This window comes from Lentzea sp. NPDC004782 (genome assembly GCF_040609115.1).
Taxonomy (GTDB): domain Bacteria; phylum Actinomycetota; class Actinomycetes; order Mycobacteriales; family Pseudonocardiaceae; genus Lentzea.
The window spans coordinates 1-15,736 of sequence record NZ_JBEXJN010000107.1 but is presented as its reverse complement, the minus strand read 5'-3'; the positions used below and the strand labels follow the sequence as shown (position 1 = coordinate 15,736).

At 69.3% G+C, this 15,736-nt stretch carries 15 protein-coding genes; 5 read left to right on the top strand and 10 right to left on the bottom strand.

Annotation, left to right across the window (positions count from 1 at the left end):
• Positions 1–529: 529 nt before the first annotated feature.
• The gene (gene tyrS / locus ABZV40_RS44645; protein WP_355456089.1) at positions 530–1,804 is read right to left on the bottom strand and encodes a tyrosine--tRNA ligase; all 1,275 of its coding nucleotides are present in this window, start codon (positions 1,802–1,804) and stop codon (positions 530–532) included.
• Positions 1,805–1,913: 109 nt separating this feature from the next.
• Between tyrS and ABZV40_RS44640 the strand changes: the two genes are divergently transcribed.
• Positions 1,914–2,306, top strand: a complete 393-nt coding sequence (locus ABZV40_RS44640; protein WP_355456087.1) for a hypothetical protein — start codon at positions 1,914–1,916, stop codon at positions 2,304–2,306.
• A 12-nt stretch (positions 2,307–2,318) separates the two neighbouring features.
• On the top strand, positions 2,319–3,353 hold the full coding sequence (locus ABZV40_RS44635; protein ID WP_355456085.1) for a TIR domain-containing protein: 1,035 nt from the start codon (positions 2,319–2,321) through the stop codon (positions 3,351–3,353).
• Here ABZV40_RS44635 and ABZV40_RS44630 read toward each other — a convergent pair.
• The 9 genes from ABZV40_RS44630 to argC are packed head-to-tail and all read right to left on the bottom strand — an operon-like array spanning position 3,345 to position 11,221.
• Positions 3,345–3,947, bottom strand: coding sequence for a DNA-3-methyladenine glycosylase (locus tag ABZV40_RS44630; protein ID WP_355456084.1), 603 nt, complete (start codon positions 3,945–3,947; stop codon positions 3,345–3,347). The two genes, ABZV40_RS44635 and ABZV40_RS44630, sit on opposite strands and share 9 nt — an antisense overlap.
• The gene (gene argH, locus ABZV40_RS44625; RefSeq protein ID WP_355456082.1) at positions 3,937–5,328 is read right to left on the bottom strand and encodes an argininosuccinate lyase; all 1,392 of its coding nucleotides are present in this window, start codon (positions 5,326–5,328) and stop codon (positions 3,937–3,939) included. The genes ABZV40_RS44630 and argH overlap by 11 nt, the downstream gene beginning before the upstream one ends.
• A complete protein-coding gene (locus ABZV40_RS44620) occupies positions 5,325–5,606 on the bottom strand; it encodes an argininosuccinate synthase (protein WP_355456080.1) in 282 nt (93 codons plus the stop codon). The genes argH and ABZV40_RS44620 overlap by 4 nt, the downstream gene beginning before the upstream one ends.
• Positions 5,599–6,084, bottom strand: coding sequence for an arginine repressor (locus ABZV40_RS44615; protein ID WP_355456078.1), 486 nt, complete (start codon positions 6,082–6,084; stop codon positions 5,599–5,601). Before ABZV40_RS44615 ends, ABZV40_RS44620 begins: the two co-directional genes overlap by 8 nt.
• A complete protein-coding gene (argF, locus tag ABZV40_RS44610; protein WP_355456076.1) occupies positions 6,081–7,013 on the bottom strand; it encodes an ornithine carbamoyltransferase in 933 nt (310 codons plus the stop codon). The genes ABZV40_RS44615 and argF overlap by 4 nt, the downstream gene beginning before the upstream one ends.
• The gene (locus ABZV40_RS44605; RefSeq protein ID WP_355456091.1) at positions 7,010–8,143 is read right to left on the bottom strand and encodes an acetylornithine transaminase; all 1,134 of its coding nucleotides are present in this window, start codon (positions 8,141–8,143) and stop codon (positions 7,010–7,012) included. Before ABZV40_RS44605 ends, argF begins: the two co-directional genes overlap by 4 nt.
• A 20-nt stretch (positions 8,144–8,163) precedes the next feature.
• Positions 8,164–9,033, bottom strand: coding sequence for an acetylglutamate kinase (argB, locus tag ABZV40_RS44600; RefSeq protein ID WP_355456074.1), 870 nt, complete (start codon positions 9,031–9,033; stop codon positions 8,164–8,166).
• Positions 9,030–10,202, bottom strand: a complete 1,173-nt coding sequence (gene argJ / locus ABZV40_RS44595; RefSeq protein WP_355456072.1) for a bifunctional glutamate N-acetyltransferase/amino-acid acetyltransferase ArgJ — start codon at positions 10,200–10,202, stop codon at positions 9,030–9,032. Before argJ ends, argB begins: the two co-directional genes overlap by 4 nt.
• Positions 10,199–11,221, bottom strand: coding sequence for an N-acetyl-gamma-glutamyl-phosphate reductase (gene argC / locus ABZV40_RS44590; RefSeq protein WP_355456070.1), 1,023 nt, complete (start codon positions 11,219–11,221; stop codon positions 10,199–10,201). The genes argJ and argC overlap by 4 nt, the downstream gene beginning before the upstream one ends.
• A gap of 145 nt (positions 11,222–11,366) precedes the next feature.
• Here argC and ABZV40_RS44585 point away from each other — a divergent pair, with 145 nt between their 5' ends.
• The 3 genes from ABZV40_RS44585 to ABZV40_RS44575 all read left to right on the top strand — a co-directional run bounded on the left by ABZV40_RS44585 (position 11,367) and on the right by ABZV40_RS44575 (position 15,719).
• Positions 11,367–12,890 (top strand): histidine kinase, encoded by a 1,524-nt coding sequence (locus ABZV40_RS44585; protein WP_355456068.1) that lies wholly within the window; start codon positions 11,367–11,369, stop codon positions 12,888–12,890.
• Complete coding sequence (locus tag ABZV40_RS44580; RefSeq protein WP_355456066.1) at positions 12,887–14,341, top strand: histidine kinase; 1,455 nt, start codon at positions 12,887–12,889, stop codon at positions 14,339–14,341. The genes ABZV40_RS44585 and ABZV40_RS44580 overlap by 4 nt, the downstream gene beginning before the upstream one ends.
• A gap of 331 nt (positions 14,342–14,672) precedes the next feature.
• Complete coding sequence (locus tag ABZV40_RS44575) at positions 14,673–15,719, top strand: DUF222 domain-containing protein (protein WP_355456064.1); 1,047 nt, start codon at positions 14,673–14,675, stop codon at positions 15,717–15,719.
• The last annotated feature ends 17 nt before the right edge of the window (positions 15,720–15,736 follow it).

Genomic DNA, 15,736 nt, shown 5'->3' with positions numbered 1-15,736 from the left:
GGTCCAACTTACTCAAAGGAATACCCCGACGAGGGGTATTCATATTACTGGCTGTGTTTCGGCACGCTGTTGAGTTCTCAAAGAACACGCGCTCATCATCACGGGCCGCCACACGGCGACTCGATCCGAGGCTGTGTCGTACTTAAGCTTTTGGTTTGAAACTTCCGACGCCCTTGGCCTCTGAGCTCAGACGAGCTACCGGCTGGGTCTTCATCGTTTCGCGGTCACCCACTCTACCACAGTCCGTGGAAGCTTGGTTCGTGACCCTCGCCGCACTCCGTTCCGGTGTTCCCGGCCCGTTCCGCGCTGGCAGAGAGAAAGTTACACGCACGCCAACTCGGGGTCAAATCGGGGGCAGTCTGGCCGCCTGCGATTAAGAAACCGCAGGTCAGCAGCCCCATACAGGACCCGTGAACACGCTATCGCAGGCCCGATCCCCAGCACACTGTGACCGCGATCACAGCGAGAAAGATCGAAGGCCGCCGACCCGCAGTGGGATCGACGGCCTTCGGGGACCAGAACGCGCAGGTCAGACCTCTACCTGGACGCTCGCGTTGTTGCGCTTGCCGCGACGCAGGACCAGCCACTTGCCGTGCAGCAGGTCCGACGACGACGGCTTCCACTCCTCGTCGGTCACCTTCGCGTTGTTCACGTAGGCGCCGCCCTCGTTGACCGTGCGCCGCGCGGCACCCCGGCTGTCGGCCAGTCCGGACGCCACCAGCAGGTCGACGATCGTGGGCTCGTCGGCCAGGCGCGCCGAGCCCTTCGGCGCCTCCGCCAGCGCGGCCTCCAGCACCGACTCGTCGAGCTCGCGCAGCTCGGCCCTGCCGAACAGGGCGGAGGAGGCCAGCTGCACCTGCTGCGTGGCGCGCTCGCCGTGCACCAGGTCCGTGAACTCCTGCGCGAGCCGCTTCTGCGCGGTGCGCAGGTGCGGCGCCTCGGCGGTCTGCTTCTCCAGCTCCTCCAGCTCCTCCCGCGAGAGGAACGTGAACAGGCGCAGGTAGTTCAGCACGGTGACGTCGTCGACGTTCACGAAGTACTGGTACCAGGCGTACGGCGAGGTCATCTCCGGGTCGAGCCAGACGCGCCCGCCGCCGGTGGACTTGCCGAACTTGCGGCCCTCGGCGTCGGTGACCAGCGGCGCGGTCAGCGCGTGCACCTGCTTGCCCTCGACCCGGCGCACCAGGTCGACGCCGCTGACGATGTTGCCCCACTGGTCGGAGCCGCCGATCTGCAGCGCGGTGCCGTACCGGCGGTTGAGCTCCAGGTAGTCGTTCGACTGCAGAAGCACGTAGCTGAACTCGGTGTACGACATGCCGTCGGTCTCGAGGCGCCGCTTCACCGTCTCGCGGGACAGCATGACGTTGACCGAGAAGTGCTTGCCGACGTCGCGCAGGAACTCGAGCGCGCTGACCTGGCCCGTCCAGTTGAGGTTGTTCTCGACGATCGCGCCCGTCGGCGAGTCGTCGAAGTGCACGAACCGCTCCAGCTGGCCGCGGATCCGGTCGGCCCACTCGGCGACGGTGTCCAGCGAGTTGAGCGTGCGCTCACCGGTGTCGCGCGGGTCGCCGATCATGCCCGTGGCACCGCCCGCCAGCACGATCGGCCGGTGGCCCGCCATCTGGAAGCGCTTGAGCATCAGCAGCGGGACCAGGTTGCCGGCGTGCAGCGACGGCGCCGTCGGGTCGAAACCGCAATAGAGGGTGAGCGGGCCGGCGTCCAGGTCCTTCCGGAGTGCGTCGAGGTCGGTGGACGTCGCGATCAGGCCGCGCCAGGCAAGTTCGTCAAGGATGTGCTCGCTCACGCCCCTCATTGTCGCCTACCAGGTCGAACGGGTTTCCACCCGGTGCGCGCACGGGTAACCGGCCCTTATGACGGAGCCACGTGACGAGTTGCGGCGGCCCACTGAGCGCATGCCGCGCGTGAACGAGCCGGTGGTGGAGGAGGTCGTCGAACGCGACGACGCCTACCGCAGGGTACGGACGGTGCAGACCATCTGCGCAGTCATCGATGTCGTGTGCTGGGTGTTCGCCATCGTGCTGTTCGTGCACATCTTCCTGGTCGTGGCCGACGCGAACGCCGGCAACGGGTTCTTCCAGTTCGTCGCGGGCTGGGCGAGCGGGATCACCCTGGGCCTGGACGGTCTCTTCACGCCGGGCAACCAGAAGATGGCCGTGCTCTTCAACGAGGGCCTGGCCGCGATCCTGTGGTTGGTCATCGGCTCGTTGCTGACCAACCTGATCACACGGCTGGCACTGCCGGCCGAGCACCGGCGCGCCTGGTACCGCCGGACCGTACGGCCGTAAAAGAATGGCGGGGTGGCCGAGTACGAGTTCGACGTCGCCCCGTCGTTCGCCGAGCAGGACCGCACGCAGGTCGAACCGATCGTGCGGCGGCTGGAGGAGCTCGGCGTCAAGGTCTACTACGACGAGGACCAGGTCGTGGCGCGCTGGGGCCTGGACCTCGTCGAACACATCGTGGAGACGTTGACGCACAAGGTCCGGTACGTGCTGATGTTCGCGTCACGGCACTACGTCGGCCACAAGTGGGCGCAGCACGAACGACGGACCGCGCAGGCACGGGCGCTGGAGCTGCAGAACGAGTACGTGCTGCCGATCAAGCTCGACGACACCGAGGTGCCGGGGCTGCTGTCCACCATCGGGTTCCTGGACCTGCGCAAGCACACGGTGGACGTCATCGCGCAGGCGGTCGTGGAGAAGCTGGCCCAGCACCGCGCCGCGTTCACCACGCGCGCCCCGATCACACCCCAGGCCGTCGCTGCGCTCGCGCAGGAGAAGCCGCACGGCTGGGAGTACCTGCTGTACGTCGGCGTGGTGCTGCAGGGGCTGAAGAAGCTGGAGGGCAAGTACCGCGAGCACTTCCTGCGGTACGCGCCGCGCAACGGGACCGTCGAGCACGGCAGCGGGTTCGGGCTCATCCAGGACCGGAACGTGCTGCTGAACGAGATCGTGAAGGTCGCGGTCGAGACGGTGTTCACCGAGGAGACGCAGGAGGCGGCGTTCGGGCCACCGGGTGATCCGGACCGGATCGTGCACCTCGGCGAGCTGTTCGTGCGGACCTTCGACGAGATCCTGGAGTGGGCGCGGGACATCCACGGCACCAGCTACGCCGACGACCAGGCCCGTGAGGCCGCTCGGCTGCAGGCGCGGTTCGCCGACCAGCAGCTGCGCGCCATGCACGAGGTGGCGCAGAACCTGAACAAGATCGCGGACACGCTGGTCGAACGGAGGACCGCCGGGGAGCCGTTCACGATGACCGTGCCGCTGGTGTTCGAGGTGGATCCCGCGCTGGAGCGGCAGTTCCGGGAGGCGCTCCACCGGTTGTCACGCTGACCTGCGGCGCTTCCCTCCGCGCTTGTACGTCGACACCGCCGGCGAGTCGATCCAGAACCGCCACGGCACGTCCATCGCCACCGCGACCCCGACGCGCGGGCCGGAACGGACCTCGGTCGCCGGTTCGCCCGCGTACAACCGCACCGGCGAGCCGGGCGAGGTCAGGTCGACGCCGTTCTGCGAGCGGTCCAGGCCGAGGACCTTGCACAGCCGCGCAGGTCCCTTGGCCAGTTCGGCTACCGAACGGGAGGCCGGGCGCCGGGAGAACGCGACGTCCTCGCCGTCGACCACCTCCCCCGCGCGCAACAGGACCGCCCCGGGCACGCCGTCGGTCAGCGACACCACGTTGGCGCAGAAGTGCATGCCGTAGACGAAGTAGACGTACAGGAAGCCCGCCGGTCCGAACATGACCTCGTTGCGCGGGGTCTTGCCGCGGTAGCAGTGGGACGCCGGGTCGTCGCCGCCCCGGTAGGCCTCCACCTCGACGATGCGCACGCGCACGTCGCCCGCTTCCAGGAAAGAACCCAGCAGGAGCTGGGCGGCGTCGACCGGGTCGACGGCCAGCTCCTGCCTGGTCAGCTGCCTAGAACTCACGTGCCTCCGCCACGCGGGCCAGCAACGCGTCCAGTTGCTCGCGCACGCGTTCCGGTGCGGTGCCGCCGTGGGCGTTGCGGGACGCGATGGAGCCCTCGACGGTGAGCACCGAGCGGACCTCGGGGGTCAGCGCGGGCGAGATCGCGGCGAACTCGGCGTCGGTCAGCTCCTCCAGGCCGACGCCGCGGGACTCCGCGGCACGCACGCAGGCACCGGCTGCCTCGTGCGCCACGCGGAACGGAACGCCTTGGCGCACCAGCCATTCCGCGATGTCCGTGGCCAGCGTGAACCCGGCGGGGGCCAGCGACGCCATGCGCTCGACGTCGAACTTCAGCGTCGCCACCATGCCCGCGAACGCCGGCAGCAGCAGCTCCAGCTGCTCGACCGAGTCGAACAGCGGCTCCTTGTCCTCCTGCAGGTCGCGGTTGTAGGCCAGCGGCTGGGCCTTCAACGTCGCGAGCAGACCCGCCAGGTTGCCGATCAGGCGGCCCGACTTGCCGCGGGCCAGCTCGGCCACGTCCGGGTTCTTCTTCTGCGGCATGATCGAGCTGCCCGTGGACCAGGCGTCGTCCAGCACCGCGAACCGGAACTCGGCCGTGGTCCAGATGATGACCTCCTCGGCCACCCGCGAGAGGTTCACGCTGATCATCGCCAGCACGAACGCGATCTCGGCCGCGAAGTCGCGCGCGGCCGTGCCGTCGATGGAGTTCTCGACGGGGGCGTAGAAGCCCAGGTCGGCGGCCACCTTCGCGGGGTCGAGGCCCAGCGACGAGCCGGCCAGGGCGCCGGAGCCGTACGGGGAGAACGCGGCGCGCTCGTCCCAGTCGTGCAGGCGGTCGACGTCGCGCAGCAACGCGTGCGCGTGTGCCAGCAGGTGGTGCGACAACAGCACGGGCTGCGCGGACTGCAGGTGGGTGCGGCCGGGCATCACGGCGCCGAAGTGCGTCTCGGCCTGCGCCGCGAGCGCGTCGACGACGTCCAGCACACCGGCGGCGACGCGGCGGGCGGCGTCGCGCAGCCACATGCGGAACAGGGTCGCGACCTGGTCGTTGCGGGAACGGCCGGCGCGGAGCTTGCCGCCCAGCTCGGCCCCGGCGCGGTCGATGAGGCCGCGCTCCAGCGCCGTGTGGACGTCCTCGTCCTCCAGGACCGGGGTGAACGCGCCCGACTCGACGTCGGCCAGCAGCTCGTCCAGCGCCTTCTGCATGCCGGCGAGCTCTTCGTCGGTCAGCAGACCCGCCGCGTGCAGCACACGGGCGTGCGCGCGCGAGCCGGCGATGTCGTACGGCGCCAGACGCCAGTCGAAATGCGTCGACAGCGACAGACGGGCCATCGCCTCGGCCGGCCCCGACTCGAACCGGCCACCCCACAAAGAACTCATTGCACGCAACTCTCAGCTAGCGAAGTCGTCAGGGATTCTTCCGAACGGCAGACGAGGCCGACCACCCGGCCCTCGTACAGCGAGATGTCGACCTCGCCGGAACCGGGTCCGAGAGCCGCGCGCGCCACCCGCAACGCCACGGATCCGAGGCTCGACCGCACGACCCCGGCCCGGAAGTTGAGCTCGCGGATCGCCTCGGGCACGGTCAGCGTCTCGCCGTCCACCGCCACCGGCACGCCGTCGTCGAACCTCAGGACGGCGTGCACGGGGTCATTCATCGCCGGAACCCGAGGCCAGCGAGGCGATCCGCTCGGCGAGCTCGGCGCCGGTCATCGGTTCGCGGGCCACGACGAGGATCGTGTCGTCACCGGCGATCGTGCCGACGACCTCGTGCAGCGCCGCGCGGTCCAGGGCCGAGGCGAGGAACTGCGCGGCGCCGGGCGGGGTCCGCAGCACGGCCAGGTTCGCGGACGAGTCGGTCGAGACCAGCAGCTCGCCCAGCACTCGGGCGAGCCGCGTGGTGCCGCCCTGCACGCCGCGCACCGGGCTGCCGTCCTCGGGGATCACGTAGATCGGCGCACCGCCGTCGGGGCCGCGCAGCTTCACCGCGCCGAGCTCGTCCAGGTCGCGCGACAGCGTGGCCTGGGTGACCTCGATGCCTTCCGCGGCCAGGAGTTTCGCGAGCTCGGACTGGCTGCGGATGACGAGCTGGCTGACCATCTCGACGATGCGGCCCTGCCGTGCGGTGCGGGTCACGACGACTGCTCCAGCAACCACACGAGCAGCGCCTTCTGGGCGTGCAGGCGGTTCTCGGCCTCCTGCCACACCAGCGACTGCGGGCCGTCGAGCACCTCGTCGGTGATCTCCCAGCCGCGGTGCGCCGGCAGGCAGTGCAGCACGGTCGAGTCGGGCTTGCCCGTGGCGGCCAGCAGCGAGGCGTTCACCTGGTACGGCCGGAACGGGCCGACGCGGTCCTTGCCGTCGTTCTCCTGGCCCATGGACGTCCACGTGTCGGTGACCAGCACGTCGGCGCCGTCGACGGACTCGAGCGGGTCGCTGATCAACGACACCGAGCCACCGGTCTCGGCGGCGCGTTTCTTGGCGTCCTCCAGGAACTGCGGGTTCGGCACGAAACCGGCGGGCGCGCCGATGCGGACGTGCATACCCGCCGTGGCGCCGCCGAGCAGCAGCGAGTGCGACATGTTGTTGGCGCCGTCGCCCAGGTACGTCAACGTCAGACCGGCCAGCTTGCCGTACCGGCGACGGATCGTCTGGAGGTCGGCGAGAACCTGGCACGGGTGGAATTCGTCGGTCAGCGCGTTGACCACGGGAACTCGGGAGACGCTGGCCATCGCCTCGATGCGCGCCTGCGCGAACGTCCGCCACACCACGGCGTCGACATATCCGGACAGGATCCGGGACGTGTCCTCGATCGTCTCCTCGCGGCCCAGCTGCATCGAGCGACCGTCGATGATCACCGGATTGCCGCCGAGCTGCGCGATGCCGACCTCGAACGACAGCCTCGTGCGGGTCGAGTTCTTCTCGAAGATCACGGCGACGGCCTTGGGGCCCGCCAGCGGCTTCGCGGTGAACCGGTCCGACTTGTAGGTGTCCGCGAGGTCGAGCACGGCCGCCTGCTCGTCCGGCGTCAGGTCGTCGTCACGGAGAAAGTGCTTGGGGCTCACGCCTGCTCCTCAAAGAAAGTCGGCAGCGCGGCCACGAACGACTGCGCGTCGGATTCGTCCAGGATCAGCGGCGGCGCCAGGCGGATGACGTCGGGCTGGATCGGGTTGATCAGGTAGCCGGCCTGCTGCGCGACCGCCGCGGCCTTCGCCGAGACCGCCTCGCGCAACGTGATGCCGAGCAGCAGCCCGGCTCCCCGCACTCCGGAGATCGCCGGGTGGTGCAACGCCTCCACTCCGGCCGCGATCTCCTTGCCCACGGACGAGGCGTGCTCCAGCAGGCCTTCCGAGGCGATCGTGTCGAGCACCGCGAGAGCGGCCGCGCAGCACACGGGGTTGCCGCCGAACGTGGTGCCGTGGTGTCCGGGCTGGAACAGGTCCGCCGCGGCACCGAACCCGATGGTCGCGCCCAGCGGCAGACCGCCGCCGATGCCCTTGGCCAGCGTGATGACGTCCGGCACGATCCCGGCCTGCTGGAACGCGAACCACGTGCCCACCCGGCCGATGCCGGTCTGCACCTCGTCCAGGATCAGCAACGCGCCGTGCTCGGCCGTGATCCGCCGCGCCTCCTGGAGGTAGCCCTCCGGCGGCACGACCACGCCCTGCTCGCCCTGGATCGGCTCGACGATGAACGCCGCCGTGTCGTCGTCGATCGCGGCTTCGAGAGCGGCCACGTCACCGAACGGGATGTGCGAGACGCCCGGCACCAACGGTTCGAACGGCGTCTTCTTGGCGGGCTGGCCGGTCAGCGACAGCGCGCCCATCGTGCGTCCGTGGAAGCCGCCGATGGTCGCCACGACCTTGGTGCGGCCGGTGCGGCGCGACATCTTCAGCGCCGCCTCGTTCGCCTCGGCGCCCGAGTTGCAGAAGAACACCTTGCCGGGCACACCGGACAGGTCCAGCAGCCGTTCGGCCAGCTGCAGGGCGGGCTCGTTCACGTACAGGTTCGACGTGTGGCCGATCGTGGAGATCTGCCGCGTGACCGCCTCGACGACCTTCGGGTGCGCGTGCCCCAGCGCGTTGACCGCGATACCGGTCAGCAGGTCGAGGTAGCGCTTGCCGTCGGTGTCCCAGACGTAGGCGCCCTCACCGCGCTCCAGCGCGAGCTGAGGGGTGCCGTAGTTGTCCATCATGGACTGTTGCCACCGCGAAGTCACTTGTCCCCCAACACCATCGTGCCCACACCAGAGGAGGTGAAGACTTCGAGCAACACCGAGTGGGCCAATCTGCCGTCGATCACGTGCGCCTGCGGGACCCCGCCCCGCACCGCGCGCAGACAGGCCTCCATCTTCGGCACCATGCCGCTTTCCAGGTCCGGCAGCATCTTCTCCAGCTCGGAGGCGCGGATCTGGTCCAGCAACGACGACCTGTCCGGCCAGTTCGCGTACAGGCCCTCGACGTCGGTCAGCACGACGAGCTTCTCCGCGCCCAACGCCACCGCCAGCGCGCCCGCCGCCGTGTCCGCGTTCACGTTGTGCGGCACACCGTTGACGTCCGGCGCCACCGACGACACGACCGGAATGCGGCCCGCACGCACGATGTCGAGCACCGAGTCCGGGTTCACCTCGGTGATGTCGCCGACGAGACCGATGTCGACCTCTTCGCCGTCGACGAGAGCACCGCGGCGCGTGGCCGTGAACAGGTGCGCGTCCTCACCGGAAATGCCGACGGCATAAGGACCGTGCTGGTTGATCAGCCCGACGAGCTCACGTCCGACCTGACCGACCAGAACCATCCGCACGACGTCCATGGCCTCGGGCGTCGTGACGCGCAGGCCGCCGCGGAACTCGCTGTGGATGCCGAGCCGGTCGAGCATCGACTTGATCTGCGGACCGCCGCCGTGCACGACGACCGGACGCAGCCCGCACAGCCGCAGGAACACCATGTCCTCGGCGAACGCCTTCTTCAGCTCGTCGTCGACCATGGCGTTGCCGCCGTACTTGACCACGACGATCGCGCCGCGGAAGCGCTGCAACCACGGCAGCGCCTCGACGAGGACCGCCGCCTTCTCCTGTGCGTTCATGATGAGTACGCGCTGTTCTCTTCGACGTAGTCGTGGGACAGGTCCGTGGTGAGGACCGTGGCCTCGGCGTCACCGGCGTTGAGGTCGATGACGATCTCGATCTCGCGGCCGGACAGGTCGGCCTCACTTCGGTCGCGGTCGCGGGTTCCGTTGCGGTACAACGACACGCCGTTGATCAGGATCTGCAGCACGTCCGGGTCGATCTGGGCGTCCGCGCGGCCCAGCGCCATCGCGATGCGACCCCAGTTCGGGTCGCTGCCGAACAGCGCGGTCTTCACCAGGTTGTCCTCGGCGACCGTCCGTCCGATCAGGACGGCCTCGGCTTCGGTGGCCGCCTGCTTGACGGTGATGCTGATTTCCTTGGTCACGCCCTCGGCGTCGCCCTGCAGCTGCTTGACCAGGTCGCCCGCGACCTCGGTCAGCAGCGCGGTGAAGTCCTCGAACGACGGCTCGACGCCGGAAGCACCGGACGCCAGCACGAGCACGGTGTCGTTGGTGGACGTGCCGCCGTCGACGTCGAGGCGGTCGAAGGTCTTCGAGGTGGCCTCTCGCAACGCCTTGTCGAGCTGCTCGCCGGAGATCTTCGCGTCCGTCGTGATCACCGACAGCATCGTGGCGAGGTTCGGGGCGAGCATGCCCGCGCCCTTCACGAACCCGCCGACGGACCAGCCCTGCCCGGACGCCTTCCACGACTGCTTCGGACGGCTGTCGGTGGTCATCACGCCGGTGGCGGCGTTCAGCCCGGCCTGGTCCGTGGAGTCCAACTCCTTCGCGACGTTCTCGATACCGGTGAGGATCTTGTCCATCGGCAGGCGCTCGCCGATCAGGCCGGTGGAGCAGACCGCGACGTCGACCGCGCCGGTGCCGAGCACCTCGGCGACCTTCTCCGCGGTGGCGTGGGTGTCCTGGAAGCCCTCCGGGCCGGTGCACGCGTTGGCGCCGCCGGAGTTCAGCACGACCGCGGTGAGTCGTCGGGACTGGATCACCTGCTGCGACCACAACACCGGCGCGGCCTTCACCTTGTTCGTGGTGAAGACACCCGCGGCGGCGTCAGAAGGCCCGTCGTTGACGACGAGCGTGAGATCGAGAGCGCCGGACTCTTTGATCCCGGCGGCGATCCCGGCGGCCCGGAAGCCCTGAGGTCCGGTGACGCCCTTGTTGCGGTTCACGGAGCGACTCCAACGGTCGAGAGGCCGGTCGTTTCCGGCAGGCCGAGAGCGAGGTTCATGCACTGGACGGCGGCACCAGCGGTGCCCTTGGCCAGGTTGTCGACGGCGGCCACGACCACGAGCCGGTTCAGGTCCTCGTCGACGGTGACTTGCATCTGGACGGCGTTCGAACCGAGGACGGCGTTCGTCGTCGGCCAGAAACCTTCGGGCAGAAGGTGGACGAACGGCTCGTTCGCGTACGCCTTCTCGTAGGCCTCGCGAACGTTTGCGCCGTCTTTGAGCTGCGCGGTGCAGGTCGCGAGGATGCCGCGCGACATCGGTGCGAGCACCGGCGTGAAACTGACCTTGATCGGCCTGCCCGCGGCGGCGCTCAGGTTCTGGGTGATCTCCGGCGTGTGCCGGTGCGCGCCACCGACGCCGTACGCGCTGGCCGAGCCCATGACCTCGGAGCCCAGCAGGTTCGGCTTCAGCGACTTGCCCGCGCCGGACGTGCCGGAGACCGCGACGATCACGACCTCGTCCTCGATCAGGTCCACGGCCGGGGCCAGGGCGAGCGACGAGACCGTCGGGTAGCAGCCGGGGACGGCGACGCGGCGGGCGTTGACGAGCCTGTCCCGCTGGCCGGGCAGCTCGGGTAACCCGTACGGCCAGGAGCCCGCGTGCTCGCCGCCGTACCACCGCTTCCAGGCATCAGCGCTGGTCAGCCGATGGTCGGCACCGCAGTCGATCACTACTGGGTCGTCCCCGGAGTCGCCGAGTTGCTCGGCGAGCTCGGCTGAGTGACCGTGGGGCAGTGCGAGGAACACCACGTCGTGCCCCTTGAGGGTCTCGGCTGTGGTGTCTTGGAGACGGCGGTCCGCGAGCGGCAGGAGGTGCGGCTGGTGCTTGAGCAACAGGTCGCCGGCGCTGCTGTTCGCGGTCAGCGCGCCGATCTCGACGTCCGGATGAGCCAGTAGCAGGCGGAGCAGCTCGCCACCCGCGTACCCGCTGGCGCCCGCGACCGCGATCCTCACTGTCATACGCATGATTATGCACGGTCATGCAAACCCACTCAACTGGAATGCGCACGCGGGGAGCTTTCGTGCGCTCCTGGCGCACGCGAGGCCCCCGCGTGCGCAAAAAAGACGTGGCCGGGTGGCGTGGTTGTCCGGGACAGGTGGCGCTGTGGCCGTGCTGACCGGCTCGGTCAAGATGAGCTGCGTGAACGTGAGGCTGCGCGACGGACTCTGGGCGGCGGGCGCACTCCTGCTGGCGCTGGTGACGCTGGTCGCACCCCTCGGCAGGCCCAGTCCGTCGTGGCTGATCGCGGCGTCCGCGGTGTGGGCCGCCGCGCTGGTGCCGATCAGCGCGCGCTGGCCGCGGTGGGCGATCGTGCTCACCGCTCCCCTCAACGCCGTCAACAACCTGCTCGCGATCGCCCCGACCTCGCTCGTGGTCTTCCGCGCGGCCCGGTCCGTTCGTTCGCAGGGACAGCTGTGGGCGTTGATCGGCGTCACGACGGTCCTGCAGGCGGTGTTCGGCGGGGTGCACGCGTGGCGCGCCGGGGACAGCCTGATCGACTACCTGCTCGGCACCGCGTTCTCGGTGGTGTTCCTGCTGCTCTTCCCCGCGGTGGCGGGCGGACTCGTCGGCCGGCGCAAGCCGTTGACACAGGTGCTGATGGAGCGCAACGACTACCTGGAACACGCGCGTGAGTTGACCGCGAGCACCGCACGGTCGGACACACGCGCGCACATCGCGAGCGAGATGCACGACATGCTCGGCCATCGGCTCCGCCAGCTGACGGCACATGCCGGGGAGCTGGCGCGTTCGACTGCCGAGCAGGCCCCTGAGCTGCGCGAACAGGTCGAGCTGATTCGCAGGACGTCTGCCGTGGCGATGGACGAGCTGCGCGAGATCCTCGGTGTGCTCGGGACGACCGAGGCCAGCGAGGACGCAGGCACGCGCGCGGACGTCGAACGGCTCGTGGCCGCCTCGGCAGACGCGGGCGTCTCCGTGCACCTGGACTGGTCCGGTGACGATCTGGACGATGCCGACGCACGGCTCCGGAGGGCAGTGCATCGGGTCGTGCGCGAAGCACTCACGAACGTGCACAAGCACGCGCCGTCAGCACGAACGCGCGTCTCGGTGCACGTCGACGACCGGGTGCTCGTCGAGGTGGTCAACGGTCCCAGCAACGCACCCAGGGGCAGCGGCACCCGGCGCGGGCTCATCGGGTTGGAGGAACGCGTCGAGCTGATCGGCGGGACGTTCGAGGCAGGCCCGTTCGCGGGCGGGTTCCGGGTGGCCGCGACCCTGCCGCCGCACCCGGTGGTGCCGGAGGAAACAGGCGCGACAGCTGCCGTGGCGGAGGCGCCGCCGCCGATCACCGCCGAGATCCTGACCGTGCCGCGCGTGGTCGGCAGCGGGTGCCTCGCCGCGCTGTCGGTCGTACCTGCGCTCGGCACGGCGTTCGTGGTGCTCATCGTCGCGATCTTCGGTCGCGGCGAGATGAGCCGGCAGGAGTTCGACGCGTTCCAGGTGTCGGTCGCACACAACGAGGAAGTCACCGAGACGTACGGCTTCGGGGTGCCGACGGACCACTCCGGCTGCCACCGCTACCACGCGCGGGACGAGTCCAGCCGCGACTTCGAACTGTGCTTCGACAAGCGGGGCGTGCTGACGGCGAAGAGGGAGCTGGGCCGTTGAGGTTCGTCTGGCCTGTTTTGGCGTTCGTGGTCGGCCTGATGCCGTTGGTGGCTCCCGTCGCCCCGGTCCCGCATCCGGCGCTGACCGTCGCGTCCGCGGTGTGGATCGCGGCCCTCGTGTGGCTGGCTCCGCGCAAACCGGAGTGGGCGCTGCTGCTCACCACACCGCTGTTCGCGGTCAACAACCTGCTGACGATGGCCACCACCACGTTCGTCGTGTTCGCCGCAGCTCGGCGCATCCCCCGGCGCGGCCGGCTGTGGGCGCTGCTGGGCGTGACGGCGGTGCTGCAGACCGGGTTCGGCCTCCTCGCGGTGCACCAGAGCCAGCCGCTGGGAGAGAGCTTGCTCGGCGGGATCATCGGATCGGCGTTCTTCGTGATCTTCCCCGCCGTCTCCGGCATGCTGCTCGGCCGCCGCCGGCCCATGGTGCAGCTGCTGCAGGAACGCAACGAGTACTTGGAACGCGCACGAGCACTCACGGCCGCCTCCGCCCGTTCCGAGGAACGCGCGCACATCGCCGGCGAGATGCACGACCTGCTCGGCCACCGGCTCAGCCTCATCTCCATCCACGCCGGGGCACTGGAGCTCGCCACCGCGCGAAAGGCCCCGCAGCTGCACGAACAAGCCGAGCTGATCCGCACCACCTCGTCCCTCGCGATGGCCGAACTGCGCGAAATCCTCGGCGTGCTGCGCACCAACCCGGAACCCGAGTCGCTCGACGAGGACACCGGCACCCGCTCCGACATCACCGCGCTGGTCTCAAGGTCGTCCGCGACGCTCGACTGGTCCGGCGACGACCTGCACGGCGCCGACCCCCGCACGCGACGCGCGGTGCACCGAGTGGTCCGCGAGGCGCTGACCAACGTCCGCAAACACGCACCCCACGCACGCACCCGAGTGCAGGTCACCGTCCACGGCGGACGCGCACGCGTCCAGGTGCTCAACGGCCCGTCCGACGCGCCCCCCGGCAAGGGCGCCCGGCGCGGCCTGATCGGCCTGGAGGAACGCGTCGGGCTGCTCGGCGGGTCGTTCAGCGCGGGCGCCCCTCCGGAGGGCGGCTTCCGGGTGGCGGCGGACGTGCCGCTGCGACCCGCGTCCCAGGCCGTCACCGAGGTCAGGGAGGTGCCACCACCACCGGCAGCCGAGGTGCTGACCGTGCCGCGCGTGCTGGGCGGCGGATGCCTCGGACTCCTCGCGCTGCTGCCGATCAGCGGGGCGCTCATCGTGCTGGTGCTCTTCACCTTGCTCAACCCCACGCAGATGAACGCGTCGTACTTCGACTCGCTGCGGGTGGGCGTCACGGCCGAGGACGAAGTGATGGGCGAGTACGGCGTCGGCGAGCTCGGCGTGGACGGGTGCTCGCGGTTCCGGACGTCGCACGACGCCTCACTGCTCTACAAGCTGTGCTTCCGCGACGGCAAGCTGCACTCGAAGGAGCAGGAGAGGCCGTAGTCACTTTCAGGGCCGATGACGGGCCGGGTCATTTCATCGCCGCTTCGCGACGACAGCGATTGGGGCTTGACTTCGAGCCTCTGGCGAGATGCTTTTCGGCCTTCACAAGCCGGGCACAAGGAACCCGGCCGATCCGAACACGGTGGAATCTCGCACTCAAAGTCAAGCCCCAATCGCGCGGGCTGGGCACCTCACTACCGCTTACCGGGCCGGTATATGGCCTTTACAGGCTCGGCTTCGCCGTCACTGGAGAGGCACGGGCGGAAGGTTCACACTTTCGTGTGCCGCTTTACCTGCTTTTATGTCGTGATCTTGCGGTAGATTAGAACACGTGATCGAACCCGACCTTCCCCTCCTCCCCACCGGCGAGGTGCTGAGCGCTCTCGTCGATGAGGTGGCGGATATTCGGGCTCGTCATTACGCGGTGATGCGCAAGGTCGCGGATTTGAATCAGCGTGGCGCCGCAAGCGAACTTGGCTATAAAGATTTGGCTCAGGTGTTGCAGCACGCGATCCGCTTGGACCGGAAAACCGCCAAGCAGTGGGTGGCCAATGCCGGACTGCTGGGACCGGGGATCACGCCGACCGGCAGTGAGATCGCGCCTGAGCTGCCGGTGACCGCGTCGGCGGCGGCCGAGGGCGCGCTGTCGATCGAGCATGTCGCGGTGGTCGCCGAAATCATGAAGGACCTGCCCGCCGAGATCGAGCAGACCGTGGTCGGCCTCGCCCGCGAGCACGACCCGGCCGCGCTGCGGACGATGGGCCGCAAGCTGGTCTACGCGCTCCTGCAGAACGATCCGGAGCCACGCGATCCCGAACCGGTGCGGCAGGTCAACCAGCATGTGATGCACTGGAAGAACGGCTATCTGGAGATCCGGGCGAAGCTGGACACGGTCACCGGCGCCAAGTACCGGGCCCTGATGGACCCGCTGGCCAAGCCCGGCCCCACCACGGCCGAGGAAGGCCCCGACCCGCGGTCACGTGCCGAGCGTGAGGGCGATGCGCTGGCCGAGCTGGTGGACCTGATGCTGCGCGCCGACCAGTTGCCCGAGCATGGTGGTGAGCCGGTCACGCTCACGGTGACGATGCGCTACGAGGACCTGGCCAAGCAGGCGGGCCAGGGCATGCTCGACAACGGCGAGCGCATCCCCGCCGCAGAGGTCCGCCGCCTGGCGTGCAACGCGGGCATCATCCCGCTGATCCTGGGCGAGAAGTCGCAGCCGATGGACATCGGCCGCAAGACCCGCAGCTTCCCCGCCGGAATCCGAAGAGTTCTCGTCGCTCGTGACAAGGGCTGTGCGTTCCCCGGTGTGCGCCACGAGGCGCTATCAACCAATTCGGAGGTGAAAGACCGCCGACGCTGTTATGTCGCATCATGATGGTGATAGCTGAGGGC

Excerpts from the sequence above, each read along its gene's own strand:
- ABZV40_RS44640 (WP_355456087.1), top strand. The coding sequence starts at position 1,914 with ATGCCGCGCGTGAACGAGCCGGTGGTGGAGGAGGTCGTCGAACGCGAC.
- argH (WP_355456082.1), bottom strand. The coding sequence starts at position 5,328 with ATGAGTTCTTTGTGGGGTGGCCGGTTCGAGTCGGGGCCGGCCGAGGCG.
- ABZV40_RS44620 (WP_355456080.1), bottom strand. The coding sequence starts at position 5,606 with ATGAATGACCCCGTGCACGCCGTCCTGAGGTTCGACGACGGCGTGCCG.
- ABZV40_RS44605 (WP_355456091.1), bottom strand. The coding sequence starts at position 8,143 with ATGATGGACAACTACGGCACCCCTCAGCTCGCGCTGGAGCGCGGTGAG.
- argB (WP_355456074.1), bottom strand. The coding sequence starts at position 9,033 with ATGAACGCACAGGAGAAGGCGGCGGTCCTCGTCGAGGCGCTGCCGTGG.
- argC (WP_355456070.1), bottom strand. The coding sequence starts at position 11,221 with ATGACAGTGAGGATCGCGGTCGCGGGCGCCAGCGGGTACGCGGGTGGC.